The sequence below is a fragment of the Stenotrophomonas lactitubi genome (assembly GCF_002803515.1).
GTDB classification, from domain to species: domain Bacteria; phylum Pseudomonadota; class Gammaproteobacteria; order Xanthomonadales; family Xanthomonadaceae; genus Stenotrophomonas; species Stenotrophomonas lactitubi.
The window spans coordinates 716,909-737,656 of record NZ_PHQX01000001.1 but is presented as its reverse complement, the minus strand read 5'-3'; the positions used below and the strand labels follow the sequence as shown (position 1 = coordinate 737,656).

General features: G+C 62.1%; 22 protein-coding genes and 1 pseudogene. 12 read left to right on the top strand and 11 right to left on the bottom strand.

All coding sequences use genetic code 11. From position 1 onward, the window contains the following. Nucleotides 1-42: 42 nt before the first annotated feature. From CR156_RS03470 to CR156_RS03450, 5 genes and pseudogenes are all read left to right on the top strand, one after another. Nucleotides 43-1,245 carry a COG3904 family protein gene (locus CR156_RS03470; RefSeq protein WP_133120049.1) on the top strand — a complete coding sequence of 401 codons (1,203 nt, stop codon included), beginning with the start codon at nt 43-45 and terminating at the stop codon, nt 1,243-1,245. 154 nt (nt 1,246-1,399) lie between these two features. Further along, nucleotides 1,400-1,765 carry an HNH endonuclease gene (locus CR156_RS03465; protein ID WP_100551914.1) on the top strand — a complete coding sequence of 122 codons (366 nt, stop codon included), beginning with the start codon at nt 1,400-1,402 and terminating at the stop codon, nt 1,763-1,765. A 56-nt stretch (nt 1,766-1,821) separates the two neighbouring features. Continuing rightward, nucleotides 1,822-4,572 (top strand): annotated as a pseudogene (locus CR156_RS03460) (UvrD-helicase domain-containing protein); the annotation flags it as partial. 637 nt (nt 4,573-5,209) lie between these two features. Continuing rightward, on the top strand, nt 5,210-6,442 hold the full coding sequence (locus CR156_RS23045; protein WP_207764187.1) for an HNH endonuclease: 1,233 nt from the start codon (nt 5,210-5,212) through the stop codon (nt 6,440-6,442). A gap of 109 nt (nt 6,443-6,551) precedes the next feature. Next, nucleotides 6,552-6,866, top strand: a complete 315-nt coding sequence (locus CR156_RS03450) for a hypothetical protein (RefSeq protein WP_100551913.1) — start codon at nt 6,552-6,554, stop codon at nt 6,864-6,866. Between the two features lie 146 nt (nt 6,867-7,012). Here the strand turns inward: CR156_RS03450 and CR156_RS03445 are convergent, their stop codons facing one another. The 6 genes from CR156_RS03445 to CR156_RS03420 all read right to left on the bottom strand — a co-directional run bounded on the left by CR156_RS03445 (nt 7,013) and on the right by CR156_RS03420 (nt 12,254). Next, a complete protein-coding gene (locus CR156_RS03445; protein ID WP_100551912.1) occupies nt 7,013-8,755 on the bottom strand; it encodes a hypothetical protein in 1,743 nt (580 codons plus the stop codon). A gap of 28 nt (nt 8,756-8,783) precedes the next feature. Then, on the bottom strand, nt 8,784-9,203 hold the full coding sequence (locus tag CR156_RS03440; protein WP_100551911.1) for a hypothetical protein: 420 nt from the start codon (nt 9,201-9,203) through the stop codon (nt 8,784-8,786). A gap of 431 nt (nt 9,204-9,634) precedes the next feature. Then, nucleotides 9,635-10,054 carry a hypothetical protein gene (locus CR156_RS03435; RefSeq protein ID WP_100551910.1) on the bottom strand — a complete coding sequence of 140 codons (420 nt, stop codon included), beginning with the start codon at nt 10,052-10,054 and terminating at the stop codon, nt 9,635-9,637. Between the two features lie 2 nt (nt 10,055-10,056). Next, complete coding sequence (locus tag CR156_RS03430; protein ID WP_100551909.1) at nt 10,057-10,587, bottom strand: H-NS family nucleoid-associated regulatory protein; 531 nt, start codon at nt 10,585-10,587, stop codon at nt 10,057-10,059. 77 nt (nt 10,588-10,664) lie between these two features. Continuing rightward, nucleotides 10,665-10,922, bottom strand: coding sequence for a WYL domain-containing protein (locus CR156_RS22860; protein ID WP_165780967.1), 258 nt, complete (start codon nt 10,920-10,922; stop codon nt 10,665-10,667). A 387-nt stretch (nt 10,923-11,309) separates the two neighbouring features. Then, nucleotides 11,310-12,254: a hypothetical protein gene (locus CR156_RS03420; RefSeq protein WP_133120048.1), complete on the bottom strand. Its 945-nt coding sequence runs from the start codon at nt 12,252-12,254 to the stop codon at nt 11,310-11,312. A 382-nt stretch (nt 12,255-12,636) separates the two neighbouring features. On the opposite strand from CR156_RS03420, the gene CR156_RS03415 reads away from it, so the two are divergent. After that, nucleotides 12,637-13,011, top strand: a complete 375-nt coding sequence (locus tag CR156_RS03415; RefSeq protein ID WP_099490556.1) for an HNH endonuclease — start codon at nt 12,637-12,639, stop codon at nt 13,009-13,011. A 276-nt stretch (nt 13,012-13,287) separates the two neighbouring features. Here the strand turns inward: CR156_RS03415 and CR156_RS03405 are convergent, their stop codons facing one another. From CR156_RS03405 to CR156_RS22850, 3 genes are read right to left on the bottom strand one after another with little or no spacing between them, the layout of a single operon-like run. Beyond that, complete coding sequence (locus tag CR156_RS03405; RefSeq protein WP_088475672.1) at nt 13,288-13,902, bottom strand: relaxase domain-containing protein; 615 nt, start codon at nt 13,900-13,902, stop codon at nt 13,288-13,290. 10 nt (nt 13,903-13,912) lie between these two features. Next, nucleotides 13,913-14,689 (bottom strand): ankyrin repeat domain-containing protein, encoded by a 777-nt coding sequence (locus CR156_RS03400; protein WP_158229706.1) that lies wholly within the window; start codon nt 14,687-14,689, stop codon nt 13,913-13,915. Next, on the bottom strand, nt 14,686-15,180 hold the full coding sequence (locus tag CR156_RS22850) for a hypothetical protein (protein WP_158230162.1): 495 nt from the start codon (nt 15,178-15,180) through the stop codon (nt 14,686-14,688). Before CR156_RS22850 ends, CR156_RS03400 begins: the two co-directional genes overlap by 4 nt. A gap of 183 nt (nt 15,181-15,363) precedes the next feature. On the opposite strand from CR156_RS22850, the gene CR156_RS03395 reads away from it, so the two are divergent. The 6 genes from CR156_RS03395 to CR156_RS03370 all read left to right on the top strand — a co-directional run bounded on the left by CR156_RS03395 (nt 15,364) and on the right by CR156_RS03370 (nt 19,535). Beyond that, nucleotides 15,364-15,807 (top strand): ankyrin repeat domain-containing protein, encoded by a 444-nt coding sequence (locus tag CR156_RS03395; protein WP_099490557.1) that lies wholly within the window; start codon nt 15,364-15,366, stop codon nt 15,805-15,807. Nucleotides 15,808-15,832: 25 nt separating this feature from the next. Further along, nucleotides 15,833-16,336: a hypothetical protein gene (locus CR156_RS03390; protein ID WP_241876495.1), complete on the top strand. Its 504-nt coding sequence runs from the start codon at nt 15,833-15,835 to the stop codon at nt 16,334-16,336. A gap of 183 nt (nt 16,337-16,519) precedes the next feature. After that, entirely contained in the window at nt 16,520-16,981 is a 462-nt protein-coding gene (locus tag CR156_RS03385; RefSeq protein WP_100551905.1) for a LexA family protein, read from the top strand. 1 nt (nt 16,982) lies between these two features. Beyond that, a complete protein-coding gene (locus tag CR156_RS03380; protein ID WP_088475676.1) occupies nt 16,983-17,384 on the top strand; it encodes a hypothetical protein in 402 nt (133 codons plus the stop codon). After that, complete coding sequence (locus CR156_RS03375; RefSeq protein ID WP_099490558.1) at nt 17,384-18,271, top strand: hypothetical protein; 888 nt, start codon at nt 17,384-17,386, stop codon at nt 18,269-18,271. Before CR156_RS03380 ends, CR156_RS03375 begins: the two co-directional genes overlap by 1 nt. Before the next feature lies 1 nt (nt 18,272). After that, entirely contained in the window at nt 18,273-19,535 is a 1,263-nt protein-coding gene (locus tag CR156_RS03370; RefSeq protein WP_100551904.1) for a Y-family DNA polymerase, read from the top strand. A gap of 23 nt (nt 19,536-19,558) precedes the next feature. Here the strand turns inward: CR156_RS03370 and CR156_RS03365 are convergent, their stop codons facing one another. Then, nucleotides 19,559-20,365: a hypothetical protein gene (locus CR156_RS03365; RefSeq protein ID WP_133120047.1), complete on the bottom strand. Its 807-nt coding sequence runs from the start codon at nt 20,363-20,365 to the stop codon at nt 19,559-19,561. Between the two features lie 49 nt (nt 20,366-20,414). After that, nucleotides 20,415-20,696 carry a hypothetical protein gene (locus tag CR156_RS03360; RefSeq protein ID WP_100551902.1) on the bottom strand — a complete coding sequence of 94 codons (282 nt, stop codon included), beginning with the start codon at nt 20,694-20,696 and terminating at the stop codon, nt 20,415-20,417. Nucleotides 20,697-20,748 lie beyond the last annotated feature (52 nt).

Here is a 20,748-nt window from a genome sequence, read left to right as displayed (position 1 = left end):
ACGTAATACTTATGCCCACCAATCCGAAAAACCGAAGAACCCTTGCTGCACAAGGGTTTTCATTTGAAAAGTGGTGAAGATCTCTTTCCGGTATCCTTTCCCCCGACAGGGGAAGACACCACCATGAGCCAACGGATCATTGGCCTGGCCCTCGTGGCCATGCTCGCGGGATGCAACGCGCCCACACCACCCTCGCCGCCCGTGGCGGCACCGACTCCCGCTCCGGTCTTACCCGAGCCGATTCCCGAACCGGAAACGAAACCGGTGCCGGTGGAAGAGCGTGCTCCCGCCGCCGAGGAACCGAAGGGGCACGCCGATGATCCGGCAGTGGTGGCGCGGCTGAGAAAGCTGATCAAAGAAAGGGACGCATTGGGCACCAAGGTGTTCCAGGCTGGCGTGTCCATCGATGGGGCAAGTTCGGCCGGCACGGCGTTCAACGAAATCCACATCCCTGAGCACACGTGCTTTGTGCTCGGCCAGCTGCTGGACAAGGCGGACTTGGTAACCCCGCTGGCTATCGAATACGAGCCGGACTACGAGACTCAATCCACCGAGAATGCTTCAGACCTCCGAATCATGGGCAACTCCCTAGGCAACTTCGCCAGCGTTGCTCAGCGCATGCTGGACATGCCGCACGACGAACGTGTGATCACTTGGAACCTGGACTGTGCCGGCCAGCTTGGCCTGCCCAAGGCCTACATCAAGCAGGAGGGACAATCCTCGTTCTATGTGGTGACGAACGAGGGCCATGCCCTGAAGGTGTTGGGTGATATTGAGGCCGGTTTTGCACAGAAGATCGAAGACGCCATCGAGGCCAACCCCACGGTAGAAGTGGTGATGCTGGGAAGCGGCGGGGGCTACGTCGATGAAGCCATGAAGGCCGGTGCTTACATTCGACGCAAGCGGCTGGACACCACCCTCTACAACAACTGCTACTCCGCCTGCCCATTGGTCTTCATGGCTGGGGTTGAACGGCAGAACTGGTCGCCCTATCCCAAGCTCGGATTCCATCAGATCTACACACCCGATGGTCATGCCATCCCCTTTGACAGCCAGCCCTACCGGCAAATAGTTGGCTACCTGACCAGCATGGGCGTTGAGCCTCGTTACGTGCTGCAGAAGATGTGGTCCGCGCCGCCATCGGGCATGACCAACGTGGACGGACAGGACGAGGATCTCTGCCGGGCCAACATCACCACCTGGATTCAGCGGGGTTGTTCTAACCGAGACTACGGCCACTTGTGAGTGGCGCCCTCTTGCTCAGGCCCGTGGCACGGCGTATAAAACCCCTGCCGGTCGCTAAAGCGTCGGTGTTGTGCCCGCATAGCCAATAGGCTCCGGGTGCCCGAGGTCCACCCAATGGGGGCGCGGGAATCCTTTTCGATTCCGGAGCCCACCGTTGAGCACGAAGACCCTCAAAATCCTGCGCACCCGTTCTTTCCACGCCCAGCAAGGCCGCTGCTACTACTGCAGCGGTCCGATGTGGCTGTGCTCGCCCGACGAGTTGGGCCTGAGCCGCCGTTCGGCAGCGCCCTTCCAATGCACGGCCGAACACCTGCTGGCCCGTCAGGACGGCGGGAAGGACGTGGCGGGCAATGTCGTTGCCGCGTGCCACCTGTGCAACCTGCGGCGCCACAAGCGCCCCACCCCAGCTCCCTCACCCGGTGCATATCGCGCCCGCGTCCAGCAGCGCATGGCCAAGGGGACTTGGCACCCGGGGTTAGCCAAGGTGGCCGCCCGCACAGGCATTCACGCTTTATCATGACGTGATCGGCTTCTCACTTTAGCGTTGGATGATCGCGGGGCATGGACAGCAAAAGGATGGCGAAGGAATGGACCCCGTCGTGGATGGGCCAGCGCGTAACGGGATCATCGGATTGGCGCTTGCGCTTGGACGGCCTGGAGCTCGCCCTGGCGCTGGACGGGCGCACCTATCGGGTCAACGTCGAGGACGAGGCCACTTACCGCGTTAACGCCGGCACCTTCTGGACCGACATCACGTTCCATCCTGGACAGGGCCGGGAAGTAAGGGCCGACGGGTTGCCCAACGCCCAAGGCGCCGATTTGGTTCAAGCGTTGAACGTGACGTTGAAGGAGAAGCGCCTGCGTGAGGACGTGGCGTTCCTCAAGGACCAACAGGGCACGATCGACGCATGGCTGGACCACAAGGCAGAACAAGAGCGGGGTTGCTTCGAGCAACGCCGCTGGTTCACCCACGAGCAGCAGGAGGATGTCCTCGCTGCCCGCCCCACGGTTGACCCGGCCGTCCTCCGATCGCGCCTGAAGAAGCCCGGCGTGGCGGTTCGGTTGGGACCGGCTGCCCAGGCGATCGAACGCTCGCTGGCCGCGTGGGAAGCCGACCACCGCCCTGCTTGGGCCGCGCTCAACGCTGCCCACGTGGAACGCGAGCTGGTGGCCTGCAAAGACTTGCTGGATCGGGTGGAGAGCAAACCGCTCACCCCAGAACAGGCAAGGGCCGTGGTGTGCTTCGACAACCGCGTGCAGGTGGTGGCCTCGGCCGGCTCGGGCAAGACCTCCACGATGGTGGCCAAGGCGGCCTACGCCATCCAACGCGGGTTCGTGGATCCCAAACGGATCGTCCTGCTGGCGTTCAACAAACAGGCCGCCGAAGAACTCAAGGAACGCGCGGGCTTGGCGTTTGAGCGTTTGGGCATGGCGGACGTGACCGTAGAGGCGTCCACCTTCCACGCGCTGGGTTTGCGCCTCATCGGCAAGGCCACCGGGGAAAAGCCCGACATTCCCGACTGGGCCACCGACGCGGCCGGCGGGGTTCGAAAGCTCACCGACATCGTGGACCAGCTCAAAGACCGGTCCCCCACGTTCCGCCGCCAGTGGGACCTGTTCCGCTTCGTCTTTGGCAAGGACCTTCCGGCGTTTGGTGCACCGGAGCCGTCGGACGTGTGGGACGCCCAGGGCAAGGGCGCGCTGGTCACCAACCGCGGCGAGCGGGTGAAGAGCGTGGAAGAGGTGATGATCGCCAACCTGCTCTTCTTGAACGGAGTCGATTACCGCTACGAGGCCCCCTACCCCCACCGAACCGCCGACGAAACGCACCGGCAATACAAGCCCGATTTCTACTACCCCGACTTGAACCTGTTCCACGAGCACTTCGCGCTCGACGCCAACGGCGTGCCACCAGCGCACTTCGAAGGTTACTTGGAAGGAGTGATTTGGAAGCGGCAACTCCACGCGGACAAAGGCACCGAGCTGTTTGAAACCACCAGCCACGGGTTGCGCCACAGCGACGATTTTGATCGGCTGGAGCGCGAACTGACCGCCCGTGGGTTGGTGTTCGATCCGAACCCCGACCGGGAGATTCCCAAGGAAGGCCAGCAGCCTATGGCATCGGTCGAGCTCATTGGGCTGGTGCGCACGTTCATGAGCCACGCCAAGAGCAACGGCCTGAGCGCCTCGGATTTGCAGGAACGGCTGGACGCGATGCCCACCGACACCTTCAAGCTGCGCTACCAGATGTTCCTGGACATTGCGGCTCCGGTGATGGCGGCGTGGGACGAAGCCTTGGCAGCAGAGGATGGCATCGACTTTGAGGACATGCTCAACCTCGCCGCCGGCCACCTGGAAAGCGGCCGCGTGGAATCGCCTTACGACCTGGTGATGGCCGACGAGTTCCAAGATGCGTCGCGCGCCCGCGCACGGTTGTGCCGCGCGTTGGTCCAAGACAAGGGCCGCTTCTTCTTCGCCGTGGGCGACGACTGGCAGTCGATCAACCGCTTTGCCGGCGCGGACGTGTCGGTGATGACCGGCTTTCGCCAGTGGTTTGGCCACGGCCAGGTGCTCAAGCTGGAGCAAACGTTCCGCTGCCCCCAGGCACTGTGCGACGTCTCCGGTGCGTTTGTCTCCAAGAACCCGGGGCAGATTGCCAAGCAAGTGCATTCGGCCACCCCTGCCCATGGCCCAGTGCTCCAAGCGCTCCAGGTGGACAGCAAGGACAAATTGGCCGATGCAATTGACCAATTCGTGGTGAACCTGGCCGAGGGCGTGCGCGAAGGCACGATCCCACCGGGGCGCAACGGCAAGGTGTCGGTTTACGTCTTGGGCCGCTACAACGCTGATCGGCAGTATGTGCCGATGAGGCAAGGCCGGTTCAACCGTTGGGTGGACGTGTCCTTCCTGACCATCCACCGCTCCAAGGGCAGCGAAGCGGACTACGTCATCCTCCCGGAAATGATCAGCGCCCCACGTCGGCGCAGCTTCCCCAACACCCGCACCGACGATCCGGTATTGGCCCTTGCCATGCCCGAAGGAGACACCTTCCCGCTGGGCGAAGAGCGCCGGCTGTTCTACGTGGCCCTTACCCGGGCTCGGCGCACCGTGGCGATGTTTACCGCCCAGGGGCAATGCTCGACGTTCCTTCGCGAACTGGAAGAAGACGGGGCCGTGGTGCTCACCAACACCGATGGCGAGGCCGTCGAGGAAACGCCCTGCCCGGCCTGCAAGCAAGGAGTCTTGGTGCTGCGCACGGGCCCTTACGGGGAGTTTCGCGCCTGTTCCAACTTCCCCGTTTGCAGCTACAAGCCGACGCGGCGCGGTGCAGCCCGCTCCCTCCCCACCACTCCACCGTCGCCCCACAAACGCGCGTCGGTGGTGCCTCCGAGCCGGCCAGTCCGCCCCGCCTCCGTTCCCCAGCCTGCATCTCCCAGGCGAACGCTTTTCTCCATGCTCGAATCCTTCAACAATGGGCTGGCGGAAATCAACCGCAACGTTTCCCGCGCCAGCGCTGTGCAAAGCGCGACGTCCGACTTGAAGCACCGAATCTTCGTTGAAAGAAGCGCGATAGAAAGCGCGTTGGATCTCGCGCGATCCGCAATCTCTCTGGAAGAAGAACTGAAAGACCCTCGCTTCAGAGAAGCTTACGAATCGCTGTCGGAAGCAATTGAGGCACACCGGGACGCTCCCGAAGACGCTCGGCCGCCGTTGAACACCCCACTGCCAACGTTCTCGCGCAGCCAGCAGCATCCAGACGAAGACTTTGAAGCCGCGATCCAGCGGTCGTTTGACGGGCTGAGGGAGGACCGGGAAGCATTCCTTTCTGCAATCCATGGCCAGCTCGCGACGGACCCCGTCCTGCGCCGGCACTTTCTTACTTCGATCGAAAAGCTGTCCGCAGGCCACTACCTCGCAGTCCTAGACCCTACATCCTCTTGGAAACCAATCTAAGGAACTCAGCATGCGAATCACAGAGGCGTTCCGCCAGTATGGCGTGGAACTGAAGAACCCTCAGTTCACTTCCTCTGCCGTTGGGGGCGATCCACGTCAAGTGGTGGTAAGTCTCTGGGCGCACAACTTCCAGCCGGACCGATCGCGCTACGTTGGTGATACGTCTCAGTGGAAGGGACAGGGAAAGCATTTCTTCCGACGCCATCTCCAACAAGCCCTGGATGAGGGGCTGCCCATCCGTGTCGTGGTGGCTACGTCTGAAAGGCCCGATGAAGTCACGGCGGGCAATGCAGCCCGTGTGCGCAACGATTTTGAGCCCGACTTCAGCTTAGTAGGCCAGGTGGCCTCACTGAACTCCGACGGATTTGAGTTGACGTTCGAACGCGTAGCGGCGACGCCCAAGAGCGACGGAAACAGAAGTGATCGAGCCCCGGTCAAATACTGGCACGTGGCCGAGGCTGTCACAGCGCTTGGAGGCCCGTCCTCGATCGCGGACATCCGCGCTTGGTTGAAAGAGCGCTACCCCACCGAAAACCACTCTGACGCCGGCGATAACCTCACGCTGCTGACGGTGAACGATGCAAATCGCAGGCATCACAACAAGGCTCGAACAGACTGGCGCTCCACTTCAAGCCACCCCCAGGATCTGGTGTTCCGCCAAGGAAAGCAACATGGGGTGACGTATGAACCCTTCAACGCCAACGTCCATGGCCACTGGAGCCTGCAGCAGAAGCATGACGGCGCATGGGTTGCGGTCAAGATTGCATCGACTCCCGAATTGAAGGTCGAGGCACAGGCACAACAAGAAGCCTTCGAGCATCAGCCTCCCCTCGACTCAGAACACGATGCACGCGTCTGGAGCATGAGGGCCGTGGCCCAGCGCCGCGGCCAGCCGCTTTTCCGCGCCAGACTGCTCGATGCCTACGGAAGCCGTTGCGCCATCACTGGCTGCTCAGCCGTGGAGGTGTTGGAAGCAGCCCATGTGCTGCCCTATCGCGGTGACCACACTGACCGAATCGACAACGGCTTACTGCTGCGTGCAGACCTTCACACGCTGTTCGATTGCGGGTTGCTTTGGGTTACCGAGGAACAAACCGTTGCTTTGGCTCCATCGCTGTTGCAGACGGACTACGCCCACCTGCAGGGCGTTCCCTTGCGGCTCCCCCAGCTGGCCACGAATCGACCTAACCCTGCACATCTGAAGGAACATGGCGACCGCTGTCGGGCTCGTTTGGCGAACTAAAAACGTAGAACCTAAAGATTCCCGATGTCCTTCCGATACACCAAAGTGCCAGACAATGGCTCGGGCATGCTTGACCCCAAGCAAACTGACAACTTCTCAAGGACTCGGGATGAAACTCTCTTATCGCACCGCCACCCTCGCTCTCGTTGCGGCCCTGGCCCTGCCAGCGCTTGCCCATGCGGAAATCCTGAAGGGTGAACGCATCGTCGGCCACTATGGATGCGGGTCGATGATCTGCAACTTTGAAACGCCGGATGCAGGCACCTTCGATTTCGAGATGGAAGACAAGAACGTTGCACCCAAGATCTTTGCTGCTTGCAAGATCGACGATATTTGCGCCATCACCGGAGACTTTGACATCGACAACGCGACCATCGTTAAGGTGACCAAGGTGGAGAACAGCGGCCAGAAGCACCAGGACTGACACCGCGACGCAGAGATGCCAACGGAGCAAAAGGAGACCCCGCGCCTGATCAGGCGCGGGGTCTTTTCTTAGGCGCGCTCGACGAAACTTTCAGCACTCCCAACCTAGTGGCCCGGCGACAACTCACCGGGCCACGGCCAGCCGCGTCACTCAACCTGGTTCAGCACCTCTTCCTCGATCTCGTCGAGGGAAGCCTGAACGACGGTCTCCTTCGGCAGCGTGATCGTTGGGCGGGCCTTGGCCATCTTCTCGCAATCCGGTTCGAAGGCTTGGTAGACAAACCGAGCCCTGTCCTTGCTCGCATACATGTCCCTCAAGAATGCCGCATTGAGCCGAGACTTGATGATCTCAACCAACGCGTTGGTCTCCGATTCGGACAGCAAGTAGTCGTTCGCCACGGCTTCTACATAGCCAGGAAGCAGGCGTAGCATCTCCTTGGCGTCGTCCTCCACCAGCCCATCAAGCAGGTATTTGGACGCCACACTGGAAGCAGTGCCACCCGCCAGCGCTCCCAGAATGCCACCGATCACCCCACCAGCGGCGGTGCCAATGACCGGAACCACCGAACCAACGGCGGCCCCACCCGCAGCGCCAGCCATCCAGCCGCCAGCACCGCCCGCTACGCTTGCGCCGTTGACCGCCAGATTCTTACCGAACTGCGCCCAAGAAATGTTGCGACTGAACGCAGCCCGGTAGAAGTCCGGGCCAGAAATCACGGCAGTGGTCACAGCCCCTGTGACGGCGTTGGTCCGCAACAGCTTGGCGACGTGGTTGACCGCAGCGGCCCCGTAGACAGCCTTGCCCAAGGACACCTGAGCGACCTTCTGAATTGCACTGCGGCCAAGGGCGCTCTGGGACACGAACTTGACCCCATCACGGGCCGCCACCACTCCGATGGCCGCGGCCTTGGTTCGCAGGATCTGGGCGGTGGCAATCCCAGAAACAAAGGAAGTTGCACCGGATTCCAGTGCCATGGTCAGCGCACCATTGAGCGCCTCCATGTTGGTTCGCCCATCCCACTTTTGCCGAGCGAAGTTGATGGAGAAGGAGATCGCAAACGCATAGCTGGAGGCGATGCTCTGCGTCTTCATGTCGTAAGTCAGGCTATCGATGTTGCCGGCTCGGGCGATGTTCCTCGCCTGGCGGTAAGTCGTGCTGCCTTTCTTGATGATGCGCTCGGCTTCCGCCGGATCGCTGATCCCCGGCACCTGACCGCTGCTGATGCGCTTGCGCATCAGCTCGATTGCGTCCTCATACTGATCGGAGGGCACTTCGAGCAACTGCCCTTCGTATCGATACCCATCCGCTCCAAACGCCGATCCAACCGTTTCCCTCGCCGTCGCGAAATACTTGGTCTGAATCCGAACGCCATCGACGATTCGATCCGGGCCATTGAGCGAATTGTCCGCGCCAACCTGCTCAACCTTACGGCCAGCAAGGGTGTCGGCAAACGCGTTTGCCTCTTCGGCGGCGAAGCCCGTTCCACCTTTGGTGTGGAACTTGTTGATCTGGGTGCGTTCCAAGGCGACGGCTACCGCCGACGTTGACAACATTTCATACAGGTTGCCGATACCGGGCGGATCGGACAACGCCACCGTGCCCATGACCACGGACGCAGCAGTCTCATCCCAACGGATCATCAGAATCGGGGATTCACCCTCCCCCGCGACGTTGGTGACCACAAAACCCTGAGCATCGAGTGATTTCAACACCCGCTCCAGCCCGCCAGCGATCACTGGGGTATCCATCGCAAAGCGCAACGCGCCATGCCCGCCGCGGGACGCTGCATCGATGTGGGTGGTCAACGTGGACAGAACCTTGTCCGCCCAGGCGTCGGAACGCTGCTGCGCCGTCCGGCGGAGGTCTGCAGCCGAAACAATCGTGTTCAAAACGAGCTCCTTTCGCTTGGCGAGGTGATCAGATCAACGGCGCCGGGGTCAGCGGCAGGCTGAAACCACTTGCGTCTTCGGACACTTCCTCCTCATCGGCCCAGCTGATATCCAACACCACATCTTCCTTGTGACCCGTCTCGCCCTCCGGCACCGGATTGCCGGCAGCGAGGTCAGCAAGGCTGCGTCGCACAGCCGACTTCTTAACAACAGTGCGCCTACCACGCCGAACTACAGAGAATCCTTGGACCGTCAAGGCTTCCATGACTCGCTCAAGCCCAGCCTCTTGGCTCTCACTCACCTGGAGCTCATACGAAGCTGCCATCTCGCCGCTGTCGGAGGCGGCCGAAATCACCGCAGTGATCTGCTCCAAGTGTGCCGACACCCACTGATCGCGCACCGAGGCCATGTTGCCGCGCGCCTGGGCGGCCGAAATATCCAATGCCATCTTGAAGCTCCTTGTGTTGGTTGGGACGCCAGTGGAACCAAATCTCGTCGCACGGATTGAGAAAGTGGAGAACATAGTTTGTGCCCCCGCCCCCTTGCGCAACTGGCACCACAAGCCTGGTCGTCCGTGAGGTTAGCGGCCGACAAGCGCCCAGCTTGAGATCCCGATTCTTGGAACCACCGGGTGGAGCGCGGCCTCGATCGAAGGAGCTAACGATCTGAAAATAGAGGGCTTCTCGAACACTGCATTGCCGGCCCAAGGAATGCCAACAAGACAAAGCATCGGGAGCCAAACGCGCTCTATCCACAATGGGTGACCATGGGCGCCAGCGAGGTCAGAGCATGCCTAGAGGCGCCAGGGTTGGGGGCACCTCCGATCAGGGACGGAGATTGAGCTGACGGATCCGCTGCCAACGCTCCGATGCCAGTTTGTCAGACGCTTGGCCCCGCACCGCTCGCCGCATCAATGGAAGCTTCAGCCAACCACTGCTCGACTGTCTTTCCTTTGAATTCGTGAGCAAAGTCGCTGGCGCACAGCATTCTCCCGTCTTGCCTCATGTTTGCGACGGCATGGGCGGCCAGGATGGAAGCGGCTTGGAGGTGCTGCTTGGTGCGACCGCGCTCCGACCAGTCGTTCGGCAGCGCCTTTAGCGCCCCGAGGGCTTCCTTTCCCGAGAGGTATTGCACGCAGGTCAGCATTGACCACTGAAGCCCGACCTCGTCTCGCAACCAACGCCCAGCCGCCTTCTCGTCAAGGCGGCCCTCCATGGTGTCCAGGAGTGCGTGGGCCGCCGCAATGGCCTTACCTTGGGGCGAGAGCCGGCCCTTCTTCTTGGGAAACAGGCCGCGCATGATCAGGCCTTCTTGCTGGCCTTCTTGCTGGCCTTCTTGGCGACGGCCTTCTTCGCAAGTTTTTTGACGGCCCTCTGGGCGGCCTTCTTCACCGGCTTGCCCGCAGTCTTGGCCGCCTTGGCCGGAGCTTTCTTCACCGTCCCATCAGCCGACGGGAACTTGCTGCCCGGGTTGGCCTGGGCCCACGCCTTGCCCTCTGCGGACCTGGCCCACGCGGTGAAGGCCTTGGGGGCCAAGCCACGGCCTGCCCACGCCTCACCGGTAGGAAGGCGATACTTCGGCGCCACCTTGCCAAGCTTGCGTCCCTTGAGGGGACCCGCGGCGGCCTTGGCGGCACGCGCCGGCTTGGCGTCGATCGTTTCTCCGATGAGCTTGGCCACCTGCCGCCGCTGGGCCGGACTGAGGACCTTCGCATACTTCTGCAGGACCGCCAGGGCTTTGGGCACCTCGCCGTCGCGCTTCTCCACCAACTTCTTCTGGGCTTCGAGCTGTTTGATTTCGGCGTTGAGGGATTTCAGGGTGGTCAGGGCCAAGGGGCACCTCCGTTCAAGGGAGCCATGGGTTATAGCCCATAGGCTGGGTAGAGGCCAAATAGTGGCCGGAAGTTAGATTACGGGCGCATAGCCGCCACGCGACTCATCTGCTCGATACGGGACAGGACGAAGTGACGCTTGGCTTGCCTCAGATGGCAGTAGGCCAATACGCACCGGGACGCATGGCTGGCGCGGTGCAGGTGTGTCAACTCCAAGGGCGTCACGGTGCGCCACTGCGGCACCTGCCCTTCCTTCGTGTAGAGGAAGCGAACATCGCTGCCTTCCTCCATCGCTTGGCGAATCTCCATCGACACCGGATCGGTGAAGGTGGCCATGGGATCATGCGTCTGGCGTCGAAACGCCCCGTTGCGCCAAGCTGGCACCAGGAAAATCACCAAGCCAGCCCCGAGGGGAAGCGCGCGTTTCCACCATGGGGTGGGGTCGCGCCCAGGCACAACGCCACCGTGGTGTGAACACGCACCGGTTTCCCCGATAGAGGGCGAGTGCCAACCGTCGGCACACCGCGACGGTAGGTTGGGTTCGTCAAGCAATGCGAACAGCAGACCGCCCACGGCAAGGGCCAACACCAACGCGCCGATCTCGCGCTCGCTGAAACGCATCAGGCTGTGGCCTTGACGAGCTCGTAATACGGGGCGCGCCCATCGTGAAAAGCCCTCGCTTCGTCTTCGTCTTCGTCTTCGTCTTCGTCAGAGTGGCACATGTCAAAGCCCTCTCGCCGCAATACGGGCGTTCAAGTCATCTGCGAAGGCCAGCACGGCGTCCGCCAGGGCCTCCACCTCGGCGGTGGTCGCATAGACGGCCTCGGTGCGATCCTTGTTCTGCCCGAACCGATGAACGATGTCATGTCGTTTCGACGCGGCTGCAGTGAAGCCATACGTGTCATGGCTAGGCATCTCAACGTCCAGCAGAGCCGCGAGGAACGGCCAGTTGCTGCGCCAGCGATGCCAGACCATGTCTTTCATGCCGTTGTGGATCCGCTGTCGTCGCCCTTCCATTTCCATCTGTTCTCCGCCCACCATGTCTTTCAACCGGCGATCACTCGAGAAGGATGCCCGTGCGGCCACCAGACGGTCGACGCTGCCAGCTTCGTTGGCCAGCCACCACACAGCCGTTTCCCACAGGAAAGTTTCCAGTGCGGTGATCAGAGCGGCGTAAACCAAGTTCCTTGCCTGAAACTTGCCGGGCTCGGGCCCTTCCATCTGCAGCACCAACATCAGGTCGCCCGACCGTTTCCGGAGATCTTGGATGGGGCTGTCGGCGGTTTCGACCTCAACATCCCAGTCTTCCTCGGCGGTGAGCGCTGTCGGTGCCAACTCATCACCTATCTCGGCGAAGATGTCGGCCACCAGCTGCTCGATCGTGTCGAAGTCGGCAACCCCTTCAAAGCGCTCCATGAGCACGTCGCGGGGATGCCAGGGACCACCGCGGGTGTAGATGTAGCCCACTTCGGAGTTATAGGGGGTTTCGTTAGCCGGATCGCAGTAACGGGCCATCAGCCAGTGCCGCATCGCGGCCGATTGCTGCTCGGGATCGGCTGCGCGCAACCAGTCGTCCTCGACCTCGCAGGTGTCCAGGTCGCTGAAAGCCTCCGAATCAACCTCCGGCAATTCGTCGTCCAACCCCATCATTCGCTTAGAAAGACTCACTGCCCCTCCTCAATGCCACCAAGTAGCGCCCGTGCCGGCGCAACATAATGTTGATCCAGCGGTTCACGGGATCGATGTGGTCACCAGCCTCGTTTTCAATCACATCGGCGTCTCCGACCAACGCCATCCAAAATTCTCCGTCCGTGGGAGCTCGAAGTTGGCAGCTCCTGAAAACGTGCTTCCAGGGAGTCGAGCAGGCCAGTCAACTGTCCAAGGGTAGTCATGGCCCATCTTGACACCCATCGCCCCTGGGCGCGATAACTCCCTTGCCGCGAGGGGAAATGCCCCCGGCGTATTGCCTGCTTAGCTCAAGGCAACAGGTTCCCGATTCGATCGCACAAGCGACGACGGGATGGTTTTTCCTGTCTTTTGAGATCTAAGCATGCCCAAACTCCAACGGTTGAGAACCGAGGCTTTCCTCGCCCAGAAGGGCCGGTGCTGCTATTGCAGCGTGCCGATGTGGAACGCCTCTCCCGATGAACTAAAGCCGTTCGGCCTGCGCGCCAAAACGGCCACGCCGCTCCGTTGCACCGCCGAGCACCTGGTCGCCCAACAAGAAGGCGGCAAGGACGTGGTAGGCAACATCGCTGCCGCCTGCTGGCTCTGCAACACACGCCGGCACAAACGCAAATCGCCGCCCTCCCCCGAGGCTTACCGCGCGTTCGTGCAGAAACGCTTGGCGAAGGGCAAGTGGCACCCGCCGAGCGTGGCCAAGTTGCGCCTCAGAACGCGTGGAACGCAACCACCCGACGGATGAGTTCCGCCACGCTCACGTGCTGCCGCTGCGCCTCGCGGCGGACGCGGTCGGCCAGGTCTCGGGAAGCCCGGATAGGCGGCAGGCGGTCGTCCCTGGGGCCGGCAACGGGGGAGCGCAGCAGCTGGGGGCGCGCCAGGTAGGCGGTGAGCCATTGGCGCACGGCTTCGCTCTCGCTCACCCCGGCTGCTCTAGCGCGTGCGGCCAATGCCTGGCGCAAGGTTGAAGAAAGGGACACTTTCGGCAGCACGGCCGTCAAGGGAGGCTTGGACGTCAGCGTCACAGCCTCTGCCTCGGTCGGCCCACGGGGGCTGGGCGGAAGAAGCGCTCCAATCGTTTGGTCTCCAGCAACGCTTCCATGAAGGCACCCATGGCGTGGGTGTAAGCGTCCTCGCTGGCCGCCAACCGCAAGCTCAGCGCAAGCCGTTCCCACTTTCCGTTCGGTGCGCATGCGATGGCGAACAACCAGTGGTGCGTCCAGTCATCCTCCAACCGATCGGATGCAACGAAGAGCACCCGGTGATCACGCTGGAACGGCAGGGACGACAGCGCATGGTCAACGGCGTGGCGGTGGGCAGCCTGTAGTCGTGCCCTCTCCTCGCTGTCGGTGTCCAGTAACGCCGCGAACCCTTTGGGCAGGCGCAACGAGACTCGGTAGCCCGCCGCACAGGTGTGGTGGTCTTCGCCTTCCCACAACCGCTGTTGCCCATCGAGCTCCTGGCCCATAGCAAAGCGCCGCATGGCGCCCTCGGTCACCGGCCCACCGGGCTTCAACTGGGTCAACCACGCACCACCCCAGCGCAACGCGGCCAAGGGCGCGTCCAGCAGTTCTGCGAAGGAAAACCCATCGGCGAACACGTCCTCCCGGCAGATGCATGTGAGTTGCAGGTTCATGGGATCACCCTCATAGCCGTGCCCTACTATTCGGAACGGCTTTCGTTGCGCCAGGGAGAGTCGCATCCAAACGCAGGGCCTCTTGTTCCGTTTCCCATCTGCATAGGCGATCGCGTATTTCCGGACGTTGCTGTTCAAGCCACGCATCAGGGTGCGTCTTCTCCTCTGGAGCAAGCTTTCGCACCCATGCTTCAACATGGGGGTCCGCCCCCGCCTCCAGCAACACCTCGAGCAACTCAACATTGCTCTCAAGGTAAGCCGAAAAGATGGGCACCCAGATACCCTCCTCCTCGGAGAAATCTTGCGCGGAACGCTCGGCATTCGGATCTGCCCCAGCCGCCAACAGCACGCGACAGACGGCCACCCGCCCACATCGTGCAGCCAGGTGAAGCGCGGTCTCTCCGCCTTCCTTCTCCCGAGCATTCACATCGGCGCCTTCAGCAATCAGTTGCTGAAGTTCATTCAGATAGAATCGTTCCCGTTCCTTGTGGCGAAACCGCAACAACCGAAAGATAGGCGGCTCCTTCCATAACCGCTGCCACCGCTTAGTCCTGACACCCACGCGAATTCCGAGGCGCTCCAATACCCTTAGGTAGGGGATCAAGAGGGGGGAAAACGTCGTAAAGAGGAAGAAGTCCACTCGCGCCTTACAGGGGTCGTCATCCAAGCCCTTTCTGGGATCACGAAACGCTTCGATCCACCAATTCACTTGCCCCCAGGGATTGAGATCACGAAGCTCGTCAATCCACCATTTCACCCGTTTCCTGATTCCATTGATTGGTTTCACAATGGCCTCCTTGGGACCCCGGCTCGCCGCTTGTCCGTGACAAGGGTCGGCTTTTCGGGGAGCAGCATGCCGTTGAAGTCGAGGGGAACCCCGATGGGGTTTGCCCCACCAATTGGGAATCCCAGCTCCCGCGTCATGGCGATAGCGCGCTCGATGGCTTGCACATAGGCCCGCCTCCGCCGCCGGCTATCGATTCCCATTTCTGCCTGGATGGCCACGAGCATCGGCAACGGAATGCGAAGCTCAAAGGCGATCTGCCCGTTGCTGGTGTCGGGAAGCCCCGATTGGGTTTCGATCACCCGCAAGGCGTGGCAACCCAGGTTAAGGCTTCTCGCATGCCCCGTGGGGGTGCGCCAAGTCACGGCGATCGCGGCGTTCTTTCGCTCGGGGTAGACGGTCACGGTGTAGAGCTCGGCGTTTCGGGTGGGTGGACGTTTCGACCGCTTCAGCGTTTTTCCTCCCGCCCCATCAATGGTTTTCGCGATCCCCATCCCCGTCTCCCCCATGGAATACATTTGTATCCCTTCAACCCCATGCAAGCAGATAAGATCCATCTGTCCAGTGGGCATTCCCGACTAAAGCGAAAAACTGCTGGGGTTGCCCCACAGTTTTTCAAACGCCTGCCCCCTTGCGCGTTTCCGCTGCCGCGGTAAACCAGTGGGAAAGGAGGACGCATGGCCAACACCGAGTTGCTCGCTGCAATCCAACAGCGCAACCCCGCTCAGGTGGCTGCGGCGATCGGGCGCGGGGCCCAACCCAACGCGCACGACGCCCGTGGCTACTCGCCGTTCCACGTCGCCCTGCTTACTGCTGACGCTCCGACCGTTTGCGCCTTACTGGACAACGGGGCTGATCCGTTGGTGAGCACGAAGTTGGCCCAGGGCCGGAACATGGGCGCCAAGACCCTGGCCGCATATCGCCACGGCCGGGCGCACGCGCACCCACCGGGCAGCCGAGAGCGGGACGCGGAGTTCGCCGTATGCGAAGCACTGGACCGCCTGCTGGATGAGCGCGGCGCGCTGCCACACCTGGACGACACCCACTGGTGGATGAAAGGGGTCGAGGACGCGGCGGATATCGCTGCCCGCCAGGGGCGTCCGTGGAAGGCTGCGGGGTAGCAGGAGGCTGGGCTACGATGTGGTCATGCCCGTCTCTGACAACCTCGCCATCCCATTGTTTCGCGCATTCGCCTTGCTCGAATACCAGCTCAAGCGCCGTCATGCATTTCTGAAAGCGGATCGGTTCGGCAATGCGATGGTGGACTGGTCCGAAGTGAAGGCGCAGGTGGACAGGTTTCCACCTGCCGACTTCGTCCTTCGGTTGGGGTCGGTTACTCGTCAGAAGATGCTTGGGGGAGCCCGTGATCGACCGAAAGTTCAGGTGGTCGTCAATGCGGGTGGCCAGCGCGAGGCAACCTTCGAGCCTCGCCCTCTTCAGCCACCCAACGAAGTTCAATCCGACGCCCGCGCCTTAGTGGAAGCGACCAAGCGCGTGCGCAATAACCTATTCCATGGCGGCAAAGAAGATCCGGGCGAGCAACCTTTCGATGGCGACGACGACGAATGGGGTCGCGCCGCCCTCGACGTGGCGCAGACATTGCTCGACCTCCTGGACCAAAGAGCATTCGGACCACCCGATCATCCCTAAGCGTTTGCGCGTGGAACCGACGCTGCGCACCGCCCCCTCGGTTTCACGGCCTCGCCCACCCTCGCAGTGACAAGGGCTTCAGCCCGTTCAGCGAAATACTAATTGGCGGCTCCTCGAGCGTCGGTCTAGCCTGTCTCCCCGGTGCGTCTCACCGGGTGATTCTGACTTGTAGAGACTTCCGCCATGCTCGACACCACGCTCCCGCCCGGTTACCTAGGCGCCGCCCATCTCCATCCCCTGCCGCTGCACCTGCCGTTGCTGCCGGTGCGGGCCACGTGTGGCTTCCCCTCGCCTGCTGAGGACTTCTACGGCTCGCAGGACGTCCTGGACATCAACCAGCGGGTCGTTCGAAACCCGGTGGCCACGTTCTACGTTGAAGCGGACACCGGCACGTCGATGGTCGAGTTCGGGATTTTCCCGGGCGACACCCTGGTGGTCGATCGCTCACTCTCCGCCCGCCATGGGGACATCGTCATGGTGTGTTGGGAGGGTGGCTTCACCGTGAAACAGCTGCGCCTGCGCGCAGGCCGATACGAGCTCCATTCGGGCAATCCCGCCAACGCTCCCATCGTCGTGCCGGAAGACGTGGAGCTGGACGTGTGGGGCGTGGTGACCTGGTCCTTCCGAAAACAACTGAGGCGCTGACATGGACGATGCAAGCCGCTGGAGCAAGCTCAAACCGATGGAGGGGCCGCGCTGGCCCATCCGGTGTGGCCATGTCTTCACCGCCGAGGATGTGGTGCGCCTGCGCGAGGGCCTCTGGCCGCGCGACATGGACGATCGGTGGGCGGTGTGGCTGGACGGGGAAACGCTGCGCTGCTGGCGTTCGTGGACCGGCACGTGCATCTACGAAAGCCAGGTGACCCTGGCCGAGGACGGCACGGGCGTGGCCGTGGTGGTGGACGTGCTCGACGACGGGGACACCTACCGGCGGGCCGCCACCGACGAAGGCGAGCTGGAACGGTTCGAGGGCGTGTTGTCCCAGGTGCGGCGCCGCGAAAACGACGGCGACGCACTGGCTGGGGTGTCGATCATCCAGGAGGCGTGATGCGCCAGCGCATCGAGCTCTGGAAACGCGTCTTCGACACCGACGACAACGCCATTTCCAAGGCGTTGTCCAAGCTGACGTGGGATCTAGCCGCGTTCTCCTGCGTCGTGGAAATGGTGCGCCAAGCCCCCGATGCCGATGGAGGCAAGCGGCTCAATGGCATGGTGCTGGAAATGCTCGTGTCCGGCTTCTGGAGCACCACCATGCAAGGCGTTCGGCGACTGGCCGAGCGGGAAACCATCCACGGCCAACGTGGGGTGTGTTCCCTGGGCGGCCTGCTGATGGATGCAAGAGAAGTTCGACAACGCATCACCCGACGGGTGTTCGTGGAAAACATCGCTGGCCTGGAATACAACTACTCGGCCACGGAAGAGCGGTATTGGCGGTTCCTGCGCGCCCAAGCGCCTGGCCAAGCCCACTGGGTGCCTCGCGAGTATCACTACGAACCGTCCGTCCAACGGCATGCCGTGTTCGACTGGCTGAGCGGAACCACTCCCGCAACGTCAACCCCAGACGATCTGATTCGGGAAGAGGTGTTCGATACGTTGGATCGCCGTCTGGCACGCCTGGACGGCGTGGTGGAACACGTCAACGTCGAGATCGCCCACGCGGCGACGGAGTTCAGCCGCACCGGTCGCGCGCTTCAACAGTGGAACTTGGACGACGCCAAGGGCTCCATCAAGGAACTGGCCCAGATTGCCCAGTTGGTGGGCGAGTGGTTCTGCTTCAGTGGCATTGGCACCGTCCTCCCCCATCCGCAGTTCGACCAGTTCGCGCACCTGGATCAGCCGCTCTTCACCGGTGACAGGCGGCAGCTCCAAGCGACATGGGATGGCTTGGAGCAAGAAATCAGTCAGTGGCACAACGTGGACCCGAGGACCCTTTGACATGTTCGGCTTGGTGGATGGAAACAACTTCTACGCAAGCTGCGAGCGGGTTTTCAATCCCTCCCTGCGCGGCCAGCCGGTGTGCATTTTGTCCAACAACGACGGGTGCGCGATCGCCCGTAGCCAGGAGTGCAAGGATCTTGGAGTGAAGATGGGCCAGCCCATCCACGAGGCGCCGCCCCACATCCGCCGACAGCTGCGAATCTTCTCGGCCAACTTCGGTCTCTACGGCGATCTGTCAGGTCGGGTGGTGTCGGTGCTGCGGGAGTGGTTCCCGCGCGTGGAGGTTTACTCCATCGACGAATCGTTCGTGACCTTCGACGGCGTTCTGGCGGAGCAACGCGAAGCGATGGCCCGCCAGGCCCGTGCCCAGATCCTCCAATGGGTGGGCATCCCGTGTTGCGTGGGCATTGGCCCCACGAAGACGCTGGCCAAGCTCGCAAACAAGCTGGCCAAGAAGACACCGCACGGGGTGGTCACCGCCCTGCCCGGTTCGCCCGAGCTCGAAACCTATCCGGTGGAAGACGTGTGGGGCGTGGGGCGCAAGCTCACGGCCAAACTGGGCACCGAAGGCATCCTCACCGCGGCGGACCTGGCCAGAGCCGATCCCGACACCCTGCGGGCCCGCTACGGGGTCACCCTGGCGCGCACGCAAAGGGAGCTACAGGGGGTGGTGTGCAGCGACCTGGAGGAAGTGGAACCGGAGCGGCAGCAGATCGTGGTGAGTCGCTCGTTCGGCCAGGAGGTCACTTCACTCGAAGACCTTCAGCAAGCCGTGTCTACGTTCGCCCAGCGGGCGTGCGAGAAGCTGCGGTCGCGCTCGCTGCAGGCCAGCGGGGTGTGGGTGTGGCTAAACACCAACCCCTTCAAGCCCGGCGCGGCGCAGTATCACCCCAGCAAGGCGTTCAACTTCATCGGCCCGACGAGCGACACCCGCGAAGTGCTGTTGGTGGCTCAAGGGCTGGCCAAGGCGATGTGGAAGACCGGCTACCGCTACAAGAAAGCCGGCGTGGGGTTGCTCGACCTCACGCACGGCGATGTCCACCAAGGCGATCTGTTCGCCGGCATCGATCCCCGCTCGCAAGCGCTCATGAAGGTCATGGATCAGGCCAACGCGAAGTTCGGCCGGGGCACCATGGGCATGGCGTCCTCGGCCTGGCGATCGAAGGGGCCAGCGCTGGCCAAGCCCGTGTGGGCCATGAACCAGAAAAACTTGTCGCCGGCTTACACCACCCGGTGGGACCAGTTGGTGCGGGTCAGATGACCTGTCGTCGCGCGGACTCGAAGCTAAGCCGCCACGGCGGGGAAGCGCTCTGCGTGGTCGGGATACAGATCTACCATGAAGAACTCTCGGCGAAATCCTTCAAAGATTCCGGGATCGCGGATCATTGCCTCAACCTGAGCTTGTGACCACATCGCGCCATGCGCGGCAGCGCGAGCTCGCAGACGTTCTGCGTCCTTCTGCACAGCATCTTCCGTAAGGCGGCGTTCTGCGTAGCCCTCAACTATCAATCGATAAATGGTTTGTGCGCTCAGCTGCCAGAATTCCTGCCCCGCATGGGTTGCGCGGAGGGCGTCCATCGCGCGCTCTGACGATCGTGTCATGAGCAGCGCTTGATAGAACGCAGACAGAGCCGCCTCCAGATCACCTGCAGATATCTGTCGCTTTGGAGCCAGGAAAGCCCAAAATGGCGCACGTTGCTCGGCACGAACAAAACCAGCGATCGCGCCGCCATGGCACGCGGCCACCACCACGATGAGGTTCAAGCGCGTGGCCACGTTGAGGTTTACGAACGCCGGCTTCATGTCATCCCACGTCAACCAAGACCCGTCAGCGAACTCCAGCCCGCCCTCTCCACCGTGGCACTCGATGTGAAGCAACGGCACGCAGGGCTCCCTGGATGCTTGCTGAGCAAGCTGGGCCAACAGATCGAGAAAAGCCCCGCTGGAAGGAACACGAACGCTGGCGATGTGAGGAACGTCGCCGATCACCCGCGCCCAGTCTTGGGCATCCGCGAACAGGCGGGCTGCGGTGTTGAGTTGGCCTTCCGGGAGGGAATCCACGATGAGAATTTGGTTGAATTTGGCTGCCATCTTCATCTTTCAGATCGCCGGAGCAGGAAACAACGGCCGCATGCAGGGTCTACATTTTCCGACGAGGCATCTTTTTTGGATTCGCTGCGGCACCGCCGATCACCTCCAAGATGCGCCGGCGCTGTCGTTCGGCAATGATCGGGCGCAGGAGCTTAAGAACGTATGCCCACTCCGTGTCAGACATGTCCGGGTCCCAGAGCTTGGCAATGGCCCACTCCCGCTCATTGGGGCACTTTAGCCACGGACGTTCCTTCTTTTGCTTACCCATGAGGTCACGCAGTTCGCACCTCACCCACTCGACGCTTTCGCATACGAGATCCGCTTCACTCATCCAGCATTCTCCAATGTGAGACAGCATTCCCTAGCCACGGGAGATGTCTAGA